We start from the raw sequence: 22875 nt of genomic DNA on the forward strand, positions 1-22875 counted from the left end.
ATTCCGGTACCGGGCGTGGTGGCGCGGTCACCGATCGGGTTCCGGATCCTTCAGCCAGTTGACCAGTTCGGTCGAGAAAGCGACCGGATCCTCCTCGTGCGGGAAGTGTCCGAGACCGTCGAACAGCCGCCACCGGTAGGGCGCTTCGACGTACTCACCGGAGCCCGCGGCGCTACGGGTGCGCATCACCGGGTCGAGCGAGCCGTGCAGGTGCAGGGTCGGCACGCGCACCGGCCGCTTCATACGGCGGTTGAACTGGATGCCGTCCGGCCGGGCGAGGGAGCGCACCATCCACCGGTACGGCTCGATGGCGCAGTGTGCCGTGGAGGGGATGCAGAGGGCGCGGCGGTACGTCTCCACCGCCTCGTCGTCCGGCAGGCGCGGCCCGGACCAGTCCCGGATCAGCCGGCCGACCAGGGCGCCGTCGTCGGCGGTGAGCTGCCGCTCCGGGATCCAGGGCCGCTGGAACCCCCAGACGTAGGAACTCGCCGCCGTCTGCCTGACGTCGGAGAGCATCGCGGAGCGCCAGCGCCGGGGGTGCGGCATCGAGGCGACCGCGAGGCGCCGTACGAGCTTCGGGCGCATCACGGCCGCCGTCCACGACAGATAGCCGCCGAGGCCGTGGCCGACCAGCGCGGCGTCCGGCTCGCCGAGCGAGCGGATCACACCGGTGATGTCCAGAGCGAGGTTGGCGGGGTCGTAGCCGCGCGGCGTGCGGTCGCTGCCGCCGACGCCGCGCAGGTCCATCGCGACGGCCCGGAAACCCGCGTCGGCCAGCGCGACCAGCTGGTGCCGCCAGGTCCACCAGAACTGCGGGAAGCCGTGCACGAGCATGACCAGGGGGCCGTCGCCCAGCTCCGCGATGTGGAAGCGGGCGCCGTTGGCGGCGACGTCCCGGTGCGTCACCTCGCGACCACCGGGCAGGGGCGAGCGTACGACCGAGCTGGGCTGCGCCGAGGGTGTCGCGGGGTCCGTCATGAGGTCGAGCGTGCCACAGCCTCGATGGCGGCGGGCGTCCGGTCCTCCAGCGCCGGGGTCGCCGGGCGCGGGTGCGGCTTGGCCTTCTGCAGGACGCCAGCCGTCTCCTTCATGGAGGCGGCGACCTTCTGCGGGCCCTTGCTCCGCTGCGTCTTCTTCGCGAAGACGATGCCGATCAGGGCCAGCGCGGCCGCCACGAGGACGTTCGCGGCGAAGGACAGCACGAAGCAGATCGCGAGGTTCCAGCCGCTCCAGGTCCGGATGCCGTACGCGAGGGCGAAGTTCAGCATCGGCAGCGAGAACAGCAGGAGCACGGCGGCCAGGGAGAACGCGCCACCGCTCGTCAGGCCCTTCTTGACGTCCTGCTTCAGCTGGGCCTTCGCCAGCGCGATCTCGTCGTGCACCAGCGCCGACATGTCGGTCGTCGCCGAGGCGAACAGCTGGCCGATGCTGCGTTCGGCGCCGACCGGGCTGCCGTCGGGTGCGCTCATCGCGGTCTCCCTGTGTCTGCGTGTGTCTGCGTGTTCCTGCGTGCGGTCCGCCGCTCGTACGAACGACGTCTGTGCAGAGTCTGTCCGACGTCTGTCCGACCGCGTACGGTCCCGCTCTTTTGTACCGTCCCGTCAGATCATGCCGGACCCTCGTCATCCTCGCCTGCCCCGCCCGCCACTTCGGCAAGCCCGTGCCGTGCCGCCGCCATCTCCTGGGCCATCCGGCGGTGGTCGGCGGCCTTGCGCTCGTGGATCCGGGCCATGCGCAGGTGGTACGCGGGGTCGTCCTCCTCGTAGATGTCCGGGACACCGTCGAGGTCGTCGTCGCGCTCCTCGTTCTCGCACAGCCTGCGGTACTTGGCGTTGCGCAGCTTCAGCAGCACGGTCGCCAGGGTCGCCGCGATCAGTGAGCCGGTGAGGACGGCGGCCTTGACCTCGTCCGTCAGGACGGCGTCGCCGTCGAAGGCGAGCTCGCCGATGAGCAGCGAGACGGTGAAGCCGATACCGGCGAGCGTGGCGACGGCGAACACGTCGGGCCAGGCCAGGTCGTCGCTGAGGGAGGCCCGGGTGAAGCGGGCGGTCAGCCAGGTGCCGCCGAAGATGCCGACCGCCTTGCCGACGACGAGCCCCAGGACGACACCCAGGGTCTCCGGCTTGGTGAAGACGTCCCCGAGCGCGCTTCCGGAGACCACCACACCGGCGCTGAACAGCGCGAACAGCGGCACGGCCAGTCCCGCCGACAGAGGACGCACGAAGTGCTCGACCTGCTCGCCGGGGGAGCGTGGCTCGTCCTCCCGGGTGGTGCAGCGCAGCATCAGGCCCATCGCCACGCCGGCGATGGTGGCGTGCACGCCGCTGTTGTACATCAGCCCCCAGATCACCACGGCGAGCGGGACGTACACGTACCAGCCGCGTACGCCCTTGCGCAGCAGCAGCCAGAAGACGGCGAGGCCGACGACGGCACCGCCGAGTGCGGCGAAGTCGATCCGCTCGGTGAAGAAGACCGCGATGATCAGGATCGCGAACAGGTCGTCGACGACGGCGAGGGTGAGCAGGAAGGCGCGCAGGGCGCTGGGCAGCGACGTACCGATGACCGCCAGCACGGCCAGCGCGAACGCGATGTCGGTGGCGGTGGGGACCGCCCAGCCGTCCGTGGAGCCGCCGCCGACGAGGTTCGTCAGGGTGTAGACGAGGGCGGGCACCACCATCCCGCAGAGCGCGGCGGCCACGGGCAGGGCGGCCGCCCTGGGGTCGCGCAGGTCACCGGCGACGAGCTCGCGTTTGAGCTCGATGCCGGCGACGAAGAAGAAGATCGCGAGGAGTCCGTCGGCGGCCCAGTGCGCGACGGACAGGTGCAGGCCGAGGGCCTCGGGGCCGAAGTGGAAGTGGCTGACGCTGAGGTAACTGTCGTGCAGCGCCGGGATGTTCGCCCAGATCAGCGCGGCGATCGCGGCGACGAGCAGCAGCACACCGCCGACCGTCTCGGTACGCAGGGCGTTCGCGACGAAGTTCCGCTCGGAGAGGGAAAGCCGCCCGAGGACCTTGCGGGTGTTGGTGCTGGGCGCGGCCACGGCGCGGACCTCCGGGTCGGTACGGCTTGCTGACAGCCGTCGCACGGGGTCGCCGACGGCGTTGCCGACCAGACTTCCCGGCACGCCCTTATGGCGCCAGTTTACCCGACCATTACATCGGCAAATGCCACTCTACGGACATAGGGGGCGCCCGGTGTGCTGCCGGGCGCCCCGGGAACGTCCTCAGTCCTCGCTCGGCGCCGCCGGAAGCTTCGACTGGATCAGGTCCATGACCGTGGAGTCCGTGAGCGTGGTGACATCACCCAGCTGGCGGTTCTCCGCGACGTCCCGCAGCAGCCGGCGCATGATCTTGCCCGAGCGGGTCTTCGGCAGCTCCGCCACCGGCAGGACCCGCTTCGGCTTGGCGATCGGGCCGAGGGTGGCGCCGACGTGGTTGCGCAACTCGGCGACCAGGCCCTCGTCCTCGGCGTTCGCCGTGCCGCGCAGGATGACGAAGGCGACGATGGCCTGACCGGTCGTCTCGTCCGCCGCGCCGACCACGGCCGCCTCGGCGACCGCCGGATGCGAGACGAGCGCCGACTCGACCTCGGTGGTGGAGATGTTGTGGCCGGACACGAGCATCACGTCGTCGACGCGGCCCAGCAGCCAGATGTCCCCGTCGTCGTCCTTCTTCGCACCGTCACCGGCGAAGTACTTGCCCTCGAAGCGCGACCAGTACGTGTCGAGGAACCGCTGGTCGTCACCCCAGATGGTGCGCAGCATCGACGGCCACGGCTCGGTGAGGACGAGGTAGCCGCCGCCGCCGTTCGGCACCTCCTTGGCCTCGTCGTCGACGACGGTCGCCGAGATGCCGGGCAGCGCGCGCTGCGCGGACCCCGGCTTGGTCTCCGTCACGCCCGGCAGCGGGGAGATCATCATCGCGCCGGTCTCCGTCTGCCACCAGGTGTCGACGATGGGCGTCCGGTCCGCGCCGATGTGCTTGCGGTACCAGATCCAGGCCTCGGGGTTGATGGGCTCGCCGACGGATCCGAGCACGCGCAGGCTGCTCAGGTCGAACTTCGCGGGGATGTCGTCGCCCCACTTCATGAACGTACGGATGGCGGTCGGCGCCGTGTACAGGATCGTCACCCCGTACTTCTGCACGATCTCCCAGAAGCGGCCCTGGTGCGGAGTGTCGGGCGTGCCCTCGTACATGACCTGGGTCGCGCCGTTCGCCAGCGGGCCGTAGACGATGTACGAGTGTCCGGTGACCCAGCCGACGTCGGCGGTGCACCAGTACACGTCCGTCTCCGGCTTCAGGTCGAAGACGGCGTGGTGGGTGTAGGCGGCCTGCGTGAGGTAGCCGCCGGAGGTGTGCAGGATGCCCTTCGGCTTACCCGTCGTGCCGGACGTGTAGAGGATGAACAGCGGCTGCTCGGCCTCGAACGCCTCCGGCGTGTGCTCGGCGGACTGCCGCTCGACGATCTCGTGCCACCACACGTCCAGCTCGTCGTTCCAGGCGACCTCCTGGCCGGTGCGCCGTACGACGAGCACGTGCTCCACGTTGTCCACGCGCGCGACGGCGTCGTCCACGGCCGGCTTCAGTGCGGACGGCTTGCCGCGCCGCCAGCCGCCGTCGGAGGTGATCACGACCTTGGCGTCGGCGTCCTGGATACGGGTGGCCAGCGCGTCCGCCGAGAAGCCGCCGAAGACGACCGAGTGCGCGGCGCCGATACGGGCGCAGGCCAGCATCGCGATCGCGGTCTCGGGGATCATCGGCATGTAGACGGCGACCCGGTCGCCCTTGCGGACGCCCAGCTCCAGCAGGGCGTTCGCCGCCTTGGAGACCTCGTCCTTGAGCTCGGCGTAGGTGAGGGCGCGGCTGTCGCCCGGCTCGCCCTCGAAGTGGATGGCGACCCGGTCGCCGTGTCCGGCCTCGACATGGCGGTCGACGCAGTTGTACGCGACGTTGAGCTCGCCGTCCTTGAACCACTTGGCGAACGGCGGGTTCGACCAGTCCAGCGTCTCCGTCGGCTCCTTGGCCCAGGCCAGCCGCCGGGCCTGCTCGGCCCAGAAGCCGAGCCGGTCAGCCTTGGCCTGTTCGTACGCCTCCGCGGTGACATTGGCGTGCGCGGCCAGGTCGGCGGGTGGCGCGAACCTGCGCTCTTCCTTGAGCAGGTTGGCCAGGCTTTCGTTGCTCACGACATCTCCCTTTCGAAGGGTGTCCGTTGTGTCCCAGACCACACCTCATCAGACGTGGGGGTCCGATGACAAGGGCCGCCCGGAAATTGGTTTAGACCTGTGTGGAGAGGTGCTGCGGCCGAGGTCACCCGTACCCACGGACACCGACACGGCGGAGTTCAGTCGCCGCAACGTCTTTCGGGCTTCGGGCCGGGCGGAAGGGCGCATGGGGGCGGGGTGCGAGCGGGGCGAGGACGGGAACGATGACGAAACCGATGACGGGAGCGATGACGGGAGGGAGGAGGGGAGAGGACGGGAGCGGGGACGGGAGCGGGGAGGGGGGCGAGGACGGGAGCGGGGACGGGAGCGGGGAGGGGGGCGAGGACGGACCGTGGACGGGAGCGGGGAGGGGGCGAGGACGGACCGTGGACGGGAGCGAGGAGGGGGCGAGGCTGGGCGTCGCCCGCGAGGTGCTCCGGCTCGGGCGTGGCCGCGCCCGCGGGGGTGTGCGGCCCCATGCCGACCGGGGCCGCACACCTCTTTTGGTTCACGTGCCGGGGTCAGGCGGACAGGTCCGCCGTCCCCACGTGGTCGAACACGCCGTCTCCGCCGGTCTCCGTGAGCAGATACGCCTGCGCCTCGCCCACGTGGAAGTACATCCCGTGCAGCTCCAGCGCTCCCTCCCGCAGGGCCCGGGTCACCGACTCGTGCGCGCGCAGGTGCTCCAGCTGCTGGACGACGTTGGTCAGACAGAGCTGCTCGACCGCGTCGGCGGGCCGGCGCCCGGACAGCCGGGCCGCGGGCCGGATGCCTTCGGCCATGCGCTCCAGGCTCGGCCGACCGTGTCGCAGCCAGCGCTTCAGCGGTGTTCGGGCTTCGCCCGGCTCGGCGTCGAGCAGCGCCTGCATGGCCCCGCAGCCGGAGTGCCCGCACACCGTGATGGAGCGCACCTTCAGCACGTCCACCGCGTACTCGATAGCGGCCGCCACCGAGTCGTCCCCGCCCTCCTCGCCGGGCAGCGGCACGAGGTTGCCCACGTTGCGCACCACGAAGAGGTCGCCCGGACCACTGGAGGTGATCATCGAGGTGACGAGGCGCGAGTCGGCACAGGTGAGGAAGAGCTGGGCGGGGCGCTGACCCTCGCGGGCCAGCCGGGCCAGCTCGCCCCGCACCCGGGGCGCGGTGTTGCGCTGGAACGCGCTGATGCCTCGCATCAGTTGGTGCTCGCTCGGGTCGGGCGCGGAGGAACTCGCGGGGGGTCCGTCCTGGGGGCCGTCCGAGTGTGCGTCCGGGGGTGCGTCCCGGCGTCTGTCTGGGCGTCGTTCGAGGTGTGCGCCCGGGGTTCCGTGCGGGCGCTGGTCCGGGGTTCCGTCCGGGTGTCCGCCCGGAGCTCCGTCCTGGTGTGTGCTCGGTGCTCTGTTTTGGTGTGTGCCCCGAGTTTCGTGCGCGTCTCCGCCCGGCTCCCCGGAGGGGGGTTCGCCCGGCAGGCGGCCCGATGCCCCGCCTGGATCTTCGCCGAGTGCTCCGGACGTGTGTCCGTCGGGTGACCGGGGGGACTGCGGGCTCTCGCACTGGTGGTTGCGCCAAGGGGTCCATGGGCGGCAGCGGCAGAAGGCCGACCCCTCGGTCCTGTCGGTCCTGTCGGTCCCGTCGATGTCGTCGATCCCGTCCGGCTCGTCGGTCCCGTCGAGCCCCGGGCCGGTGCGGCGGCCCGCCGGACCGGTGGGCTCGGCGATCCGGACCCCGGCGCGGCGGCCGGTCACCTCGGCGGAGCCGCCCTGCGCGGTGTGTGTCTTCTGCCAGTCCTGGAGGGACTCGAACGCCGCGTGGTCCATGAACGAACCGCTCAACTTCACGACGGCGTGGGCGCCCTGGGGTACGAGATGCAGGGCTCGGCTGAGCCGCGGCACCGCGAGGAACGTCAGCTGTCCTCGTACGTGTACGTGATGGACTCCTTCCTTCTCGTCGTGCGTGATGCGGGTGTGGGTGAGGCGGTGCAGGGCGACGGCGACGGCCACGGCGATGCCCATAGCCACGCCCTCCAGGACGCCGAGGAACACCACGCCGAGTGTGGTGACGACGTACACCAGCACTTCTCGGTGGCGGGTCACCGTGCGGATGTGGTGCAGGGACACCATCTGGATGCCGACGGCCATCACCAGGGCGGCGAGCGAGGCGAGCGGGATGAACTCCAGCACCGGGACCATCAGCAGCGCGGCGATCACTACGAGAACGCCGTGCACCATCGTGGAGTTCCGGCTCACCGCACCGGCTTGCACATTCGCCGAACTGCGCACGGCCACACCGGCGACGGGCAGCCCGCCGAGTGTGCCGGAGACGACGTTGGCGGCGCCCTGACCGAGCAGTTCCCGGTCCAGGCGGGAGCGGCCGACCTGAGCGCTCAGGCCCGGGGTCCCGGCCACCAGCTTGTCCACGGCGACCGCGCCGAGCAGCGACTGCACGCTGCACACCAGGGTGGTGGTGAGCACCGCGGCGGCCAGACCGAGGACCGGTCCCTCGGGCAGTCCGGCCAGGGCATGACTGCGCCAGGACGGCAGGTCGACCCTGGGCAGGGTCAGTTCGGTCACGGTCGCGATGGCGGTGGCCCCGGCGACGGCGACGAGCGCCGCCGGGATGCGGTGCAGCAGGCGTCCGGCCCGCCCCGGGATCCGCGGCCAGAGCAGCAGCAGGGTGAGGGTCAGCGCGCTCACGGACACGGCGGCGGGGTGCAGTCCGGCCAACTGGGCGGGCAACGCGCGCAGGTTGTCGAGGACGGAGCTCTGCGGATTGCCGCCGAGGACGATGTGCAGCTGCGCGACGGCGATGGTGAGGCCGATGCCGGCGAGCATGCCGTGCACGACGGCGGGGCTGACCGCCAGCGCGGTGCGGGCCACGCGCAGACAGCCCAGGCCGAGTTGGGCGAGCCCGGCGAGCACGGTGATGGCGCAGGTCGTACGCCATCCGTAGCGGTGGATGAGGTCGGCGGTGACGACCGTGAGTCCGGCGGCCGGGCCGCTGACCTGGAGCGGGCTGCCGCCGAGTCGGCCCGCGACCAGGCCGCCCACGGCGGCGGCGACCAGGCCGGCCTGGAGCGGTGCGCCGGTGGCGAGCGCGATTCCCAGGGACAGCGGCAGGGCGATCAGGAAGACCGCTACCGAGGCGGACAGGTCGGCGCTCGCGACGGGGAAGCGGCGGGGCCGCAACGGTGGGGGGCTGTGGGGTGGGTGGTGGCGCTTCGTCGGGGTCGAGTCGGCGGTGAGTGCCGTCGTCTCCCGGGCGAGGCCGAGGACTTGGGTGCGGGTGGGGACGCTGGCTGACATGTTCCCGTCTCCTCCGGGGCAGCGCGGTCGCGGAACGGTTGGTCCCCGTCGATGGCGGGGATCTGGTCGCGGCCGTGGGGTCACGGCGTACAGCGGCGGGATAAATCAAAGTTCGGTAAATAGACAGTAATGCAGAGTAAAGGGCTTAGGTGGACTTTACGGGCAAATGGGTTAATAAATCACCCCGGCGAGTGATGTGAGCATTTCATCGGCTTGTCGTATTAATTCTCGTTCGGCCCCGTGCGACCTTGACGGCGCTGTCGGCTCGACCCGGCACATTCCCAGAAAACGCCCTCATCGGAGTTGGACTGAGAGAAGGAAGAAGGTGGGCGGAACATGGCCGCCACCCAGAGGATCGCCGCGGGCACCGTGGTCGCCGCGGCCGTAGCCGCGTCGCTGGCAGGTTGTGGGACAGGAACCGGTTCCTCCGGCGCGAACGAAGGGGCGCCCGGCCCACAGCAGGCCCAGGGTGCCCCGGCACCGGGAAGCGTGCTCCGCCTGATCGGCGACGGCTCCACCTCGTACACCGGGGCGCAGCCGCACCTGTCGCGACCGGAGCGGCTCAAGCCCGGCCAGAAGCCCCCGCAGTTCGTGGTGTTCTCCTGGGACGGGTCCGGCGAGGACAGCCAGAAGCTGTTCTCCCACTTCCGCAAGGTCGCCAAGGAGAACCACGCGACGATGACGTACTTCCTCAGCGGCGTGTACATGCTGCCGGAGGAGAAGCGCGACCTCTACAAGCCACCGCAGCACTCGCCGGGCCGCTCCGACATCGGCTTCAACGACGAGCGGGGCATCTCCGACACCGTGAAGCAGCTGCGCCTGGCGTGGCTGGAGGGCAACGAGATCGGCACTCACTTCAACGGCCACTTCTGCGGGCCGGACGGTGGCGTCGGCGAGTGGTCCGTCGACGAGTGGAAGGACGAGATCACCCAGGCCAAACAGTTCGTCAAGAGCTGGAGGACCAACGCCGGCCTGACGAAGACGGCCCCGCTGCCCTTCGACTACGACAAGGAGCTCATCGGCGCCCGCACTCCCTGCCTGGAGGGTCAGAAGAACTTCATGCGGGCCGCCCGCGAGCTGGGCTTCCGCTACGACACCAGCGGCGTCAACAACCAGGTCTGGCCCAAGAAGAAGGAAGACCTGTGGGACCTGTCCATGCAGCTCGTGCCGTTCCCCGGCCACACCTACGAGCAGCTCACCATGGACTACAACTTCATGGTCAACCAGTCCGGCACCTCGACCCAGGGTGACCCGGACATGTACGCGTACTGGGGCGACCAGATGCGGGACGGGCTGCTCAAGGGCTTCGACCGTGCCTACAACGGCAACCGTGCGCCCCTGGTCGTCGGCAACCACTTCGAGTCCTGGAACGGCGGCACCTATATGCGGGCCCTCGACCAGGTGATCGAGAACGTCTGCAACAAGCCCGAGGTGCGCTGCGTCTCCTTCCGGCAGCTCGCCGACTGGCTGGACGCCCAGGACCCGCAGACCCTGGCCAGACTGCGCACCCTGGAGGTCGGCGAGACCCCCAAGCAGGGCTGGGCGTCCTTCCTGTCGGCCCGCCCGGCACCCGCTCCCAAGGGCGTGCCCGGGGCGCCGGCGGTCAAGCAGTAGTCCTCGCCGCCTCGTGGTCCTCGCGATACGGCGGCCGTGACGCCTACGCCGCTACGCGTGGGCGGTGACGCCTTCGCCGAGCACGAACCCGGGGTCGATCTGCGCCGCCAGGTCGACCCCGGTGCGCTCGTTGCCCCACGACTGGGCGTTCTTCAGGTGGAAGTGCACCATCTGCCGTGTGTAGCGCTCCCAGTCGCGCAGCTCGTACGTCGCGTCGGCGGCCGCGTGCAACAGGCGCAGGGCACGGCGGTTGGCGTCCTCCAGGAGGTCGAACCGGGGCGGCCGGCCCTTCTCCATCGAGCGCACCCAGTCCGAGTGCCCGACCGTCACGAGCAGGTCGTCACCGACCTCGGCGCGCAGGAAGTCGACGTCGTCCTGGTTGTGCACCTTGTTGCCGACGACCTGGAGGACGACCCCGTAGTCGCGGGCGTACTCCTTGTACTGGCGATAGACGGAGACCCCCTTCCGGGTCGGCTCGGCGACGAGGAACGTGATGTCGAAGCGGGTGAACAGGCCGGAGGCGAAGGAGTCGGAGCCCGCTGTCATGTCGACCACGACGTACTCGTCGCGGCCGTCCACCAGGTGGTTCAGGCAGAGTTCCACCGCTCCCGTCTTGGAGTGGTAGCAGGTGACCCCCAGGTCGGCGTCCGTGAAGGGGCCGGTGACCATCAAACGGACGGCGCCGCCGTCGAGTTCCACCGGCCGCGCGCAGGCGTCGTAGACCGGATTGGGGTCGCGCACCCGCAGCAGCCGTGAGCCCTCGCCGGGCGGGGTCGTCTTGATCATCGTGTCCGCGGAGGCGATGCGCGGGTTGGAGCCGCGCAGATAGTCCTTGATCAGGGACAGTTGTTCGCCCATCGCGGGCAGTTTCCCCGCTTCCGACTCGGCGAGGCCGAGCGCGGGGCCCAGGTGCTGGTTGATGTCGGCGTCGACGGCGACGACCGGCGCGCCGGCGGCCGTGAGGTGGCGGATGAGCAGGGAGGACAGTGTGGTTTTGCCACTGCCGCCCTTCCCGACGAAACCAATTTTCATGTTCACCAAGAGTAGTGGCGCCGTGGCTTTGTGTGGCATGCGGGAGTGAAGAAGACCACTCCTTCGTGGGGCGTGTGCCCGGGGTGCGTAGGGTCGTACTCATGAGTACGACAGGCGCGAACGCCGATCCGCTCGCGGCCCTGGGCTCGCTGCCCGGCGTGGCCGAGTCCGTGGAGTCCGTGCGCAAGGCCGTGGACCGGGTCTACGGGCACCGGGTCATGCGGCGCCGCAGCACCGAGATCACCTCCGAGGCGGCGCTGCGCGGTGCCCGCGGTTCCGCTGCGCTGTCCGGTGCGGACTGGGGCCTCGAGGAGGTGCGCCGGCGCACCGACTTCGGTGGCGACGGTGAGTCGCACGTCATGGGCGCGGCGCTCAGGCTGACCGCCGAGGCGGGCCAGCTGCTCTCCATCTGGCGGCAGTCACCCCTCAGGGTGCTGGCCCGGCTGCACCTGGTCGCCGCCGCGAGCCAGGGTGACGAGGTCGGGCGGCCGCGGCAGGCGGGGGAGAAGGTCGACGAGCCGCTGATCGAGCTGCCGCTGCCGAGTGCGGCGGAGGTCTCGGGCCGGCTGGAAGGGCTGTCCGAGCTGATCATCGCGGGTGGTTCCGCGCCCGCTCTGGTGACGGCCGCCGTGGTCCACGGCGAGCTCCTCGCGCTGCGCCCGTTCACCTCTCACAACGGCCTGGTCGCGCGCACCGCCGAACGCATCGTCCTGGTCGGCAGCGGCCTCGACCCCAAGTCCGTCTGCCCGGCCGAGGTCGGTCACGCGGAGCTGGGGCGGGCGACCTATCTCGCGGCCCTGGACGGCTATGCCTCGGGTACTCCGGAGGGCATGGCGGCCTGGATCGCCCACTGCGGCCGGGCCGTCGGGCTCGGGGCCCGGGAGTCGACGGCGGTGTGCGAGGCGCTTCAGCGGGGCGCCGCGTGACCTGCACGCGCGCGTGATGCGTGACCACGGGACGAGGCGTGGACGCGGGCGCGGGGCATGAAAAAAGCCCCCCCAAGGGGCTGAACAACGGGTTGAACAGGGTTGCGGCGGTACGAGTACTCGTACCGCCGCTGGCATGTCCACCGGGTTACCAAGCGTCCTCGATATATGCCCATCAGGCCGGGAACTTCGCCCGTCACCTGGTGCGGCTGGCCCGTAATCGACGGGTCGACGTCGCGTGGGTGCTCAGTGTTCATGCTGGGTCCGTGGGGCCAAATGCGTTAAAAAAGGTGATCCTCTCGGATGTCCTTGGTCTCGCGGGCCGCTAAATCCTTTGTACTGCACCCCCAGGGGAAGCGGAAGCCCTGGCTGTACTTCTTTACTTTTAGTATCAATGATGTACGAAACGGTCACCGGTGTGCCGACGAAGAGCGGGCGGCGGTGAAGGTGCAGGTCGGGCGAAGGGCGGACGCTCAGGTCAGGCGACTGCCGGGCGGCGTCAGACGACGGTCGCTCGGCGCCGGCTCGCGTACCAGACCAGTCCCGCCGTGGCCGCCGCCGCTCCTATCGCCGCGGCCGCGACGAGAACGGGGCGGGGTGGCACGGAGAGCCCGGGAATCCGCTGCTTGAGCCGTACCGGCCGGTGGAAGTCGAGGATCGGCCAGCCCTGCGCGACCGCCTCGCGACGCAGGGCGCGGTCCGGGTTCACGGCGTGCGGGTGGCCGACGGAGCGGAGCATCGGCAGGTCGGTCGCCGAGTCGCTGTAGGCGTAGCAGCGGTCGAGGGCGTACCCCTCGGACTCGGCCAGTTCCCTGATCGCCTCGGCCTTCGTCGGGCCGTAGGCGTAGTACTCGACCTCGCCGGTGAAGCAGCCGTCGTCGCCCACGACCATCCGGGTGGCCACCACGCGGTCCGCGCCGAGCAGCTCGCCGATCGGCTCGACCACCTCGGCGCCCGACGTGGACACGATCACGACGTCCCGTCCGGCGGTGTGGTGTTCCTCGATGAGGGAGGCGGCCTCGTCGTAGATGATCGGATCGATCAGGTCGTGAAGGGTCTCGGCGACGATTTCCTTCACCTGTTGGACGTTCCAGCCGCGGCAGAGCGCGGACAGGTACTCGCGCATGCGCTCCATCTGGTCGTGGTCCATCCCGCCCAGCAGGAAGACGAACTGGGCGTATGCGGTGCGCAAGGCGGCCCTGCGGTTGATCAGGCCGCCTTGGTAGAAGGACTTGCTGAAGGTGAGCGTGCTCGACTTCGCAATGACCGTCTTGTCCAGGTCAAAGAAGGCTGCTGTGCGAGGCAAGGAGTGGTTATCCACGTCTCCGAGCATAGGCGCAGCCCATTCGGCGTAAGGTTGGCGCGTGGGTTTGCCTGAGAGGGCTCTCGGGTACACCATGGAAGTCACGGATCGTTCGCGACCGTGCTAACCCGGTCCGACTCCTCCCCCCCCGAGTCGGCCGTGGAGACGACCCCCGCTCTCCCCCCCGGCGGGGGTCGTCGCATGTCCGGATGCGTTTTCCCCTCTTCTGCGCGGCCGCGGTGCCGCATCGAGGCGGCTGCGGCCGCCTCTTTCGTATGCCCTTGAGCGGTCACCGTGTGTAGTCGAGAGGCTGCTCTGCGGAAGTCGCACAGGGGTCAGTACAGGGGTCACCGGTATGGGTGAAGGCGATATTCACAACAGCTGAGTTGTCCACAGTTTTTGACCAAGATCCACACGATTTCCGGGACAGCTGCACCGTGATTCCAACGCGTCCGGCCCACGGCGAGTTCCTGGCCGGTTCCGATTGTCGGACGCATATGGCCGGTTTCCGGCGGCCGCTCATATGGCGGCCGGACAACGGGCCTTCGCACCTTTGGGAATCGCGGGGCCGCAGAGGCTGCGCGACATGCAGCGAAGGGGGATGGAAACCGTGGCCGGAACCGTCACACACGACCCGCCGCCGACCACCGGAGGGCGGCAGGGCAAACCGTTGATCGTCACCGAGGACGCGGAACTCCTCGACGACCTGCTGCGCCTGTGCGCGGCGGCCGGTGCCACGCCCGAGGTCCACCACGGGGTGCCGAAGCCGCGAGGCAGCTGGGAGGCCGCGCCGCTCGTCCTGGTCGGCGACGACGCCGCTCGGCGGGTGCGCGGGGCCACCCGCCGACGCGGAGTGGTGCTCGTCGGCCGCGACCAGGACGACTCAGGGGTGTGGCAGCGGGCCGTCGAGATCGGCGCCGACCACGTCCTGATGCTGCCCGACGGGGAACAGTGGCTGGTCGACCGCATCGCTGACGTCGCCGAGGGGGTGGGCCGGCCCGCGCTCACCGTCGGCGTGATCGGCGGCCGCGGCGGCGCCGGAGCGTCCACGCTCGCGTGCGCCCTCGCCGTCACCTCCGCGCGTGAGGGACTGCGCACCCTGCTCGTGGACGCCGATCCGCTGGGCGGCGGACTCGACGTCCTCCTCGGCGGTGAGACCGCCGAAGGGCTGCGCTGGCCCGCCTTCGCCGCCTCACGCGGGCGGGTCGGCGGCGGCGCCCTGGAAGAGTCCCTGCCACGCCTGCACGCCCTGCGGGTGCTGAGCTGGGACCGCGGCGACTGCGTCGCCATCCCGCCCCAGGCGGTACGGGCGGTGCTCGCGGCGGCCCGCCGCCGGGGCGGCACCGTCGTCGTGGACCTGCCGCGCCGCGTCGACGACGGGGTGGCCGAGGCTCTCGCCCAGATCGACCTGGGGCTTCTGGTGGTCCCCGCCGAACTGCGCGCCGTCGCCGCCGCGGGCCGGGTGGCCTCCGCCGTCGGCATGGTCCTGCGCGATCTGCGGGTGGCGGTGCGCGGGCCCTACTCACCCGGGCTGGACGACCGCGAGGTGGCACGGCTGCTCGGACTGCCCCTGGCCGGCGAGGTGCCCGCGGAGTCCGGGCTGCTGCGGCCGAACGGCGGCAAGGCACCGCCGGGAGCGGCCGCGCGCGGACCGCTCGCCCGGTTCTGCAAGGACTTCTGGGAGCGGGCCCTGGTCGAGGCGGGCACCACATGAGCACGTTCCCCGGACTCGAGCAGAAGACCGGCCCACGGCTCCTCGACGGCGTACGGCAGTGGCTGGCCGAGAGCGGCGCCGAACCGACCCCCGCGCGCGTGGCGCAGGCCCTGCGCGAACAGGGGCGGGTGCTCGGGGATGCCGAGGTCCTCGGGGCCGCCGAGCACCTGCGCTCCGAGCTGGTCGGCAGTGGGCCCCTGGAGGCGTTGCTCGCCGATCCTGCGGTGACCGACGTGCTGGTGTCGGCCCCGGACCGTGTCTGGGTGGACCGGGGCGGCGGGCTGGAGCTGACCGCCGTCTCCTTCCCGGACGCGGCGGCCGTACGGCGCCTCGCGCAGCGGCTGGCGGCGGTGGCCGGACGGCGGCTCGACGACGCGCGGCCCTGGGCCGACGCCCGGCTGCCGGACGGAACCCGGCTGCACGCGGTCCTGCCGCCGGTCGCCGTCGGCTGCACCTGCCTCGCCCTGCGGGTGGTACGCCCGCGTGCGTTCACGCTCGCCGAGTTGGTGGCGGCCGGCACGGTGCCGCCGGGCGGGGACCGGGTGCTGAGGGCGCTGCTGCGGGCCCGGCTGTCCTTCGTGATCAGCGGCGGGACCGGGAGCGGCAAGACGACCCTGCTGAGCGCGCTGCTCGGCCTCGTCGGACCCGGCGAGCGGATCGTCCTCGCGGAGGACTCGGCCGAGCTGCGGCCGGACCATCCGCACGTCGTACGCCTGGAGACGAGACCAGCCAATCAGGAGGGCGCGGGCCTCGTCACCCTCGAGGACCTGGTGCGACAGGCGCTGCGGATGCGCCCGGACCGGCTGGTCGTCGGCGAGGTGCGCGGCCCCGAAGTGGTCCATCTGCTGGCCGCTTTGAACACCGGTCACGAGGGCGGGTGCGGGACCGTCCACGCCAACGCGGCCGCCGACGTGCCGGCCCGGCTGGAAGCGCTCGGCACGGCGGCCGGGCTCGACCGTGCCGCGCTGCACAGCCAGGTCGCGGCGGCGCTGTCGGTGGTCCTGCACCTGGTGCGCGACCGGTCGGGGCAGCGCCGGATCGCCGAGGTGCACGTACTGGAACGCGACCCTTCAGGGCTGGTCAGAACCGTGCCGGCGCTGCGGTGGGGCCTGGAGGCGTTCGCCCGCGAGCAGGGGTGGGAGCGGCTGCGCGGGCTGCTGGAGGGCTCGAGAGAGGAGGACGGCTCGGGGGAGGAGGACGGCGGCTGGGGCTGTGAGGGGGCTGGTGCCGCGTGATGTGGGGGCGACTGCGGGGCGCGGGGGCGGTTGGGAGGGCGGACGGTCCGGGCGGGGGCGGTCCCGGGCGGTTCGGGGGGTGGCCGGTTCGGGCGGGAGGACGTGGCGGATGGACGAGGACAGGTGGGAGGAGTGGTGAGCGCAATGGGTGAGTTTTCGTCGGGGGAATTGGCGATGGGCGCGGCCGTGCTGTGTGCGGGAGCGGCTGCTTGGTCGATGGGCGGGTGGCGCTCGGGGGCGCGGCGGGCGCAGTTGCTGCTCGCAGGTGGCGGGGCGGTGGGCGTGGGGCCGCCGTTCTCGCGGCGGCCGCTGGCCGGTGAGCTGCGGCGGATCCGCGGGTGGTGGCGGCCCGAGTGGTGGGCGTTGCTCGCGGGCCTGGTGCTGGCGGTGCTGGGCGCTTCGGTGCTGCCGGTCGCCGCGGGGGCGGCAGGGGTGCCGGTGCTGCGCAGGCTGCGCCTGGCCGCTCGGGCGCGGCGGGGACGGGAGCGCCGGGGCGACGCGGTCATCGCGCTGTGCGGAGCGCTCGCCGCCGAGGTGCGTGCCGGGCGCCAGCCGGGCGAGGCGCTGCTGCGTGCCGCCCGGGACTCCGGCGGCCTCGGAGACGCGCAGGCGGCGGCGCTGGCGGCGGCACGGTTCGGCGGGGACGTCCCCGGGGTGCTCGCGGCGGCGGCCCGGCAACAGGGGGCCGAAGGACTGCTGGGGCTCGCGGCCTGCTGGCGGGTGGCCGTCGACCGGGGCGCGGGTCTCGCGGCCGGACTCGACCGGCTCGAAGGGGCGCTGCGTGCCGAACGGGACCAACGGGCCGATCTCCGTGCCCAGCTCGCCGGGGCTCGCTCCACCGCTGTGATGCTCGCCGGACTGCCCGTCCTGGGTCTCCTCCTCGGCGCCGCGCTGGGCGCCGACCCGTTGCGCGTGCTGCTGCACACCGGGGCGGGCCTGGGCTGTCTGCTGGTCGGCGGCCTGCTGGAGGGCGCGGGGATGTGGTGGGCGCTGCGGATCGTACGAGGGGCGGAGGAGACGTGAGCTCGGAGTCTGTCCACAGGCTGGGGGCGGCCTTGGGGGTCGTGATCACCCTCGGGGCACTGGGGTGCTGGGCGGCTGCCGTGCGGCGGGAGCGCAGGGTGCGCCGTCGGCTGGCCGGACTGTTGGCCCTGGAAGCGGCGTCGGCAGGCTCCCGCCTGGCGCTGAGCGGAGCCGCGCCATGGTGGCTGCCCCTGGTGGGAGCGGTGATCGCCGGGTGGGTCGTGGTCGGCGGTGTCACGGGTGTCATGGTCGGGTTGACCGCGGCGGTCGTGCTGTGGCGATGGCGTCTTCGGCAGGCGTCCAACGGCCGCGCGAGCGGGGTCGACCCGCAGGAGGCCGCCCGACAACTTCCGCTCGCCGCGGAACTGTTGGGTGCCTGCATCGAGGCCGGGGCCGGTCCGGTGATCGCCGCGCAGGCCGCGGGCGAGGCGCTCGGCGGACCCGTCGGGGACGCGCTGGCGCGCGGCGCGGCGGAAGTCCGGCTCGGGGGTGAACCGTGCGAGGCCTGGCGGAGGTTGGCCGCGATCCCGGGTGCCGGGTCGCTGGCAGGACTGCTGGAACGGGCCGACGTCTCCGGGCTCCCGGCGGCCGGTCCCGCGGCGCGACTCGCCGCGGACGCCCGCGCGGACCGGGCCCGCGACGCGACGGCACGTGCCAGACGGGCGGCGGTGATGGTCACCGCGCCGGTGGGGCTGTGCTTCCTGCCCGCCTTCATCGCGGTCGGAGTGCTGCCCGTGGTGATCGGACTGGCGGGCGAGGCGATGGGAGGAGGTGGTGGGTGAGGGAGCGACGGGCGTGAACGGCACGCGACGAGCAGGACCCGACAAGTGGCACGACGCGGTCAGTACAAGCGGCACGACGGGCGGTACGACGGTCAGTACAAGCGGCACGACGGGCGGTACGAGCGGCCTTACGACCGGTCGTACGGCGAGACCGACTGGGAACCGAACCTCACGGGGGTTGAGATGAACAAGGCGGTACGGGCGCGGCTGCGCGCCCTGGTGAGCGGGGTGCGCGCGGCGCGCGCGGACGCGGGGATGGTCACTTCCGAGTACGCGATGGGAATCGTCGCGGCAGTGGCCTTCGCCGTGCTCCTGTACAAGGTGGTGACGAGCGGTCAGGTCAGCGAGGAGCTCCAGGCCATCGTGAAACGAGCGCTCAGTGCGGCGATGTGAGCGGGGCGCGGACCGGGGGTTCGTGACGGCCGAGTCGGCGATGGTGCTGCCCGTGCTGGTGCTGTTCACGATGGCCCTGGTGTGGGGCCTGCTCGCGGTGGCCGCCCAGATCCGGTGTGTGGACGCGGCGCGGACGGGGGCCCGGGCCGCGGCCCGCCAGGACCCGGCCGACGCGGTCCTCGCGGTCACCCGCGCGGCGGCACCGGGCGGCGCGACGGTCACGGTCGGCCGTGAGGGCGACCAGGTGCGCGTGGTGGTCGTGGCCAGGCCTCCGGCGCTGCACGGGCTGCCCTTCGAGGTCCGGGAGGAAGCCGTGGCATCGGTCGAGGACGAGGTGGTCGACGACGAGGGCGTCGAGGACAGGAGGGTCATCGAGGACAGCAGCGTCGGGGACAGGGTGGGGGTGGGGCCGTGACCCGGGAGATCGCGGTCCGGGGGCGGGGCGGCGTCGGACCGCGCTCGGACCGCGGTTCCGCCACCGTCTGGAGCATCGGTGCGATCGCGGTGCTGTGCGTCGTGTTCGGGGTCGTGCTGGCGCTGGGGGAGGCCGTCGTGGCCCGGCACCGCGCGGCCGGGGTCGCGGACCTCGCGGCGCTCGCGGCGGCCGACCACTGGGCGGAGGGCCACGCGGCGGCGTGTGCCCGGGCGAGCCGGGTGGCGCGGGCCCAGGGAGCCCGGCTGGTGCGGTGCGCGATCGTGGGCGACACCTCGGACGTGTCGGCGGCGTCGGGGCGGGGGCCGTTCGCGGCGGAGGTCAGGGCGCGGGCGGGCCCTCCGGTCCCGGTCCCGCGGATTCCCCCTCCGCCCCTCCCCGGGACTCCCGCTCCGACTGCCGCTCCGTCGGCTGATGAGCCGGCTGCTCCCCAGGCTGATCCGTCAGTCGCTCTGCCGGCTGCTCCCCAGGCTGATCAGTCAGGTGCTCCGCCGGCCGCTCCTGCTGCGGAGCCCCCCGCAGCAGGACCGTGAGCAGTCGCACGGCACCCCGTTTGTGCAGGGGATCGTTGCCGTTGCCGCATTTGGGGGACTGGATGCAGGAGGGGCAGCCCGCGTCGCACTCGCAGGAGGCGATGGCCTGACGGGTGGCGGTGAGCCACGCCTCGGCGGTGTGGAAGGCGCGCTCCGCGAAGCCCGCACCCCCGGGGTGGCCGTCGTAGACGAAGACCGTCGGCAGGAGGGTGTCGGGGTGCAGCGGCACGGACACGCCGCCGATGTCCCAGCGGTCGCAGGTCGCGAAGAGGGGCAGCATGCCGATCGACGCGTGCTCGGCGGCGTGCAGGGCGCCGCCGAGGATCTCCGGGTTGATGCGGGCCTCGTCGAGCTGGTCCTCGGTGACCGTCCACCACACGGCGCGGGTGCGGAGCGTCCGGGGAGGGAGGTCGAGTTTCGTCTCGCCCAGCACCTCACCGGTGATGACACGTCGGCGCAGGAAGGAGACCACTTGGTTGGTGACCTCGACGGAGCCGTAGCAGAGGCGGCCGTCGCCCCAGGGGATCTCGACGTCCGTCTCCAGGACGGAGATCGAGGTCGTGTCGCGGGCGACCGTCGAGTACGGCGGGCTGGCCTCCTCGACCAGCGCGACCGAGTCCTCCAGGTCGAGGGAGCGGACGAGATACGTACGGCCCTGGTGGAGGTGGACCGCGCCCTCGTGGACGGTGGTGTGGGAGGCGCTCTCGTCGACCGTGCCCAACAGCCGTCCCGTGCCCTCCTCGACGATCTGCACCGGCCGGCCGCCCTCGCCGCGGATGTCGGTCAGGTCTGCGGCCCGCTCCCGGCGCGTCCAGTGCCAGGCCTTCGTCCGGCGGCGCAGCAGTTTCGCGGCCTCCAGCTGCGGCAGCAGTTCCGCGGCGGCCGGTCCGAAGAGGGCCAGGTCCTCCTCGACCAGGGGCAGTTCCGCGGCGGCCGCGCACAGGTGCGGGGCGAGGACGTACGGGTTGTCGGGGTCCAGGACCGTCGATTCCACCGGTTGGTCGAACAGGGCCTCCGGATGATGGACGAGGAACGTGTCCAGCGGGTCGTCACGGGCCACCAGGACGGCCAGGGCTCCGCGGCCGGAGCGTCCGGCCCGGCCCGCCTGCTGCCACAGGGACGCGCGGGTGCCCGGGTAGCCGGCGATCAGCACGGCGTCGAGGCCGGACACGTCCACGCCGAGTTCGAGCGCGGTCGTGGCGGCGAGGCCGAGGAGTTCGCCGGAGTGCAGGGCGCGCTCCAGGGCGCGGCGCTCCTCGGGGAGGTAGCCGCCCCGGTAGGCCGCGACACGCCGGGCCAGTGACCGGTCGACCTCGGCGAGGCGCTCCTGCGCGATGACGGCGATGAGTTCGGCGCCGCGCCGGGAGCGTACGAAGGCGACCGTGCGCACGCCCTGCACGGCGAGGTCGGTGAGCAGGTCGGCCGTCTCGGCGGTGGCGGTGCGGCGGACCGGAGCGCCCTTCTCGCCGTGCATCTCCGTGAGCGGCGGCTCCCAGAGGGCGAACACCAGTTCACCGCGCGGGGAGGCGTCGTCGGCGACCTCGACCACCGGGAGGCCGGTCAGGCGGCGGGCGGCCACCGACGGCTCGGCGGCGGTCGCGGAGGCCAGCAGGAAGACCGGGGACGCCCCGTAGCGGGCGCAGAGGCGGCGCAGGCGGCGCAGTACCTGGGCGACGTGGGAGCCGAAGACACCGCGGTAGGTGTGGCACTCGTCGATGACGACGTACTTCAGCGACTTCAGGAAGGAGGACCAGCGGGGGTGGGACGGAAGTATCCCGCGGTGGAGCATGTCCGGGTTGGTGAGGACGTAGTTGGCGTACTGGCGGATCCACTCCCGTTCCTCGAACGGAGTGTCGCCGTCGTAGACGGCCGGGCGTATCGCATTGCCCAGCGGTTGTGAAAGTTCCTTCACCGAGCGGCACTGATCGGCCGCCAGGGCTTTCGTGGGGGCCAGGTAGAGGGCGGTGGCCCCCCGGCCGTTCGGGGCCTCGGAGCCGTCCAGGAGGGCGGACAGGACCGGGACGAGGTACGCCAGGGACTTGCCGGAGGCCGTGCCGGTGGCGACGACGACCGAATCGCCGTCCAGGGCGTGCTCGGCGGCCCGTGCCTGGTGGGCCCAGGGGTGCTCGATACCCGCGCTCTGGACGGCGGCGATGACTTCGGAGCGAATCCGGTGAGGCCAGACGGCATGGCGACCCGCACGCGGGGGCAAGTGCTCCGTATGAGTGATGCGCGAAGCCCGGCTCGGCCCCGAGGCGAGCCGGTCGAGGACCGTGCTCGGCGCGGGGCGGGATTCGGTGCCCGCCGGGGATCGGTCGGGTCGGAGATTCTTGGCCATCGGCACCGAGTGTGTCACTGGCGTGACGGACAATGGAGCCAAGGCGTCGTGCACGCCTGCCGGTAAGTGATTGAATGCCATCGCGGCTGGCGAACCGTCCTGGGGCTCCGCCGAGGTGTCCCATGGGGCGACCGCTCGATAGCAAGGTGCTGGAGGATCCGTGGACCTGTCCCTGTCGACCCGTACCGTCGGCGATCGTACGGTCGTCGAGGTCGGTGGCGAAATCGACGTATATACCGCGCCCAAGTTGCGCGAACAGCTGGTCGAGCTGGTGAACGACGGGAATTTCCACCTCGTCGTGGACATGGAGGGCGTGGACTTCCTCGACTCCACCGGGCTCGGCGTGCTGGTCGGCGGCCTGAAGCGGGTGCGTGCCCACGAGGGCTCGCTGCGCCTGGTCTGCAACCAGGAGCGCATTCTGAAGATCTTCCGCATCACCGGTCTCACCAAGGTGTTCCCGATCCACACCTCGGTCGAGGAAGCGGTGGCGGCCACCGACTGATCGCCGACCCGGGTCCTGGGCCCGGACGGCAGAGTCGAACACCAGGGGGACCGGGCTTCGGCCCGGCCCCCCGACCGCACGCCCGTAGTTCCGAGGGGGATGCATGGCCACCGTTGAACTCCGCTTCAGCGCGCTGCCCGAGCACGTCAGGACCGCCCGACTGGTGGCGGCAGCGGTGGCGCGCAGGGCCGGAGTGGACGAGGCCGTTCTCGACGAGGTCAGGCTCGCTGTGGGTGAGGCCTGTTCCCGTGCAGTCGGACTGCACCAGAGCGCCGGCATCACGGCACCCGTGCAGGTGGTGCTGACCGAGGAGGAGAAGCAGTTCTCCATCGAGGTCGGGGACGAGGCGCGGCACGCGCCCCGGGCCGGCACGGCCAGCGCCATGGCCGAGGATCCGGACCTCGAGGCCGAAGAGGACGAGATGGGTCTCGCCGTCATCAGCGGGCTCGTCGACGACGTGGAGGTCACCGCGGGGGCGGACGGCGGGCGTATCCGCATGACCTGGCCGACCACCCCGCCCGCCGCCGTGCCAGTCTGACACACCCTCCTCGTACCACCCGTCTGTC

General features: G+C 71.9%; 18 protein-coding genes and 1 pseudogene. 11 read left to right on the forward strand and 8 right to left on the reverse strand.

The features are described from left to right. Positions 1-27 precede the first annotated feature (27 nt). From ACFV0T_RS08045 to ACFV0T_RS08065, 5 genes are all read right to left on the reverse strand, one after another. A complete protein-coding gene (locus ACFV0T_RS08045) occupies positions 28-978 on the reverse strand; it encodes an alpha/beta fold hydrolase (RefSeq protein WP_385775703.1) in 951 nt (316 codons plus the stop codon). Then, positions 975-1469 (reverse strand): phage holin family protein, encoded by a 495-nt coding sequence (locus ACFV0T_RS08050; RefSeq protein WP_385775705.1) that lies wholly within the window; start codon positions 1467-1469, stop codon positions 975-977. The genes ACFV0T_RS08045 and ACFV0T_RS08050 overlap by 4 nt, the downstream gene beginning before the upstream one ends. Before the next feature lie 137 nt (positions 1470-1606). Beyond that, positions 1607-3040, reverse strand: coding sequence for a Na+/H+ antiporter NhaA (gene nhaA / locus ACFV0T_RS08055; protein ID WP_385775920.1), 1434 nt, complete (start codon positions 3038-3040; stop codon positions 1607-1609). Between the two features lie 183 nt (positions 3041-3223). Further along, entirely contained in the window at positions 3224-5182 is a 1959-nt protein-coding gene (acs, locus tag ACFV0T_RS08060) for an acetate--CoA ligase (protein ID WP_385775708.1), read from the reverse strand. Between the two features lie 539 nt (positions 5183-5721). Then, positions 5722-8481 carry a SulP family inorganic anion transporter gene (locus ACFV0T_RS08065; RefSeq protein ID WP_385775710.1) on the reverse strand — a complete coding sequence of 920 codons (2760 nt, stop codon included), beginning with the start codon at positions 8479-8481 and terminating at the stop codon, positions 5722-5724. 336 nt (positions 8482-8817) lie between these two features. Between ACFV0T_RS08065 and ACFV0T_RS08070 the strand changes: the two genes are divergently transcribed. Continuing rightward, complete coding sequence (locus ACFV0T_RS08070; RefSeq protein WP_385775712.1) at positions 8818-10095, forward strand: hypothetical protein; 1278 nt, start codon at positions 8818-8820, stop codon at positions 10093-10095. A gap of 51 nt (positions 10096-10146) precedes the next feature. Here ACFV0T_RS08070 and ACFV0T_RS08075 read toward each other — a convergent pair whose 3' ends face one another. Beyond that, the gene (locus ACFV0T_RS08075; RefSeq protein ID WP_385775714.1) at positions 10147-11127 is read right to left on the reverse strand and encodes an ATP-binding protein; all 981 of its coding nucleotides are present in this window, start codon (positions 11125-11127) and stop codon (positions 10147-10149) included. 101 nt (positions 11128-11228) lie between these two features. Between ACFV0T_RS08075 and ACFV0T_RS08080 the strand changes: the two genes are divergently transcribed. Continuing rightward, positions 11229-12053, forward strand: a complete 825-nt coding sequence (locus ACFV0T_RS08080) for an oxidoreductase (protein WP_385775716.1) — start codon at positions 11229-11231, stop codon at positions 12051-12053. 499 nt (positions 12054-12552) lie between these two features. On the opposite strand, the gene ACFV0T_RS08085 is transcribed toward ACFV0T_RS08080, so the two are convergent. Further along, a complete protein-coding gene (locus ACFV0T_RS08085; RefSeq protein WP_385775718.1) occupies positions 12553-13386 on the reverse strand; it encodes an HAD family hydrolase in 834 nt (277 codons plus the stop codon). 571 nt (positions 13387-13957) lie between these two features. On the opposite strand from ACFV0T_RS08085, the gene ssd reads away from it, so the two are divergent. The 7 genes and pseudogenes from ssd to ACFV0T_RS08120 form a co-directional block, all read left to right on the forward strand. Then, positions 13958-15070 (forward strand): septum site-determining protein Ssd, encoded by a 1113-nt coding sequence (ssd, locus tag ACFV0T_RS08090; RefSeq protein ID WP_385775922.1) that lies wholly within the window; start codon positions 13958-13960, stop codon positions 15068-15070. Continuing rightward, positions 15067-16305, forward strand: a complete 1239-nt coding sequence (locus tag ACFV0T_RS08095; RefSeq protein ID WP_385775720.1) for a TadA family conjugal transfer-associated ATPase — start codon at positions 15067-15069, stop codon at positions 16303-16305. The genes ssd and ACFV0T_RS08095 overlap by 4 nt, the downstream gene beginning before the upstream one ends. A gap of 144 nt (positions 16306-16449) precedes the next feature. Continuing rightward, positions 16450-17328 carry a type II secretion system F family protein gene (locus tag ACFV0T_RS08100; protein WP_385775722.1) on the forward strand — a complete coding sequence of 293 codons (879 nt, stop codon included), beginning with the start codon at positions 16450-16452 and terminating at the stop codon, positions 17326-17328. Beyond that, a complete protein-coding gene (locus tag ACFV0T_RS08105) occupies positions 17325-18110 on the forward strand; it encodes a type II secretion system F family protein (RefSeq protein ID WP_385775725.1) in 786 nt (261 codons plus the stop codon). Before ACFV0T_RS08100 ends, ACFV0T_RS08105 begins: the two co-directional genes overlap by 4 nt. A gap of 183 nt (positions 18111-18293) precedes the next feature. Continuing rightward, a complete protein-coding gene (locus ACFV0T_RS08110) occupies positions 18294-18503 on the forward strand; it encodes a DUF4244 domain-containing protein (protein WP_385775924.1) in 210 nt (69 codons plus the stop codon). Next, the gene (locus ACFV0T_RS08115; protein WP_385775727.1) at positions 18490-18918 is read left to right on the forward strand and encodes a TadE family type IV pilus minor pilin; all 429 of its coding nucleotides are present in this window, start codon (positions 18490-18492) and stop codon (positions 18916-18918) included. Before ACFV0T_RS08110 ends, ACFV0T_RS08115 begins: the two co-directional genes overlap by 14 nt. Next, a pseudogene (locus ACFV0T_RS08120) lies at positions 18915-19217 on the forward strand (Rv3654c family TadE-like protein); the annotation flags it as partial. The gene ACFV0T_RS08115 and the pseudogene ACFV0T_RS08120, both read left to right, overlap by 4 nt. A 40-nt stretch (positions 19218-19257) precedes the next feature. Here ACFV0T_RS08120 and ACFV0T_RS08125 read toward each other — a convergent pair. Then, the gene (locus tag ACFV0T_RS08125; protein WP_385775729.1) at positions 19258-21888 is read right to left on the reverse strand and encodes a DEAD/DEAH box helicase; all 2631 of its coding nucleotides are present in this window, start codon (positions 21886-21888) and stop codon (positions 19258-19260) included. A gap of 79 nt (positions 21889-21967) precedes the next feature. Here ACFV0T_RS08125 and bldG point away from each other — a divergent pair, with 79 nt between their 5' ends. Both bldG and ACFV0T_RS08135 read left to right on the forward strand, forming a co-directional pair. Next, a complete protein-coding gene (gene bldG, locus ACFV0T_RS08130; RefSeq protein WP_010986038.1) occupies positions 21968-22309 on the forward strand; it encodes an anti-sigma factor antagonist BldG in 342 nt (113 codons plus the stop codon). Positions 22310-22412: 103 nt separating this feature from the next. Next, positions 22413-22847, forward strand: a complete 435-nt coding sequence (locus tag ACFV0T_RS08135) for an ATP-binding protein (protein ID WP_385775731.1) — start codon at positions 22413-22415, stop codon at positions 22845-22847. The last annotated feature ends 28 nt before the right edge of the window (positions 22848-22875 follow it).

It is taken from the genome of Streptomyces sp. NPDC059582 (genome assembly GCF_042735715.1).
In the GTDB taxonomy this organism is placed as follows: domain Bacteria; phylum Actinomycetota; class Actinomycetes; order Streptomycetales; family Streptomycetaceae; genus Streptomyces.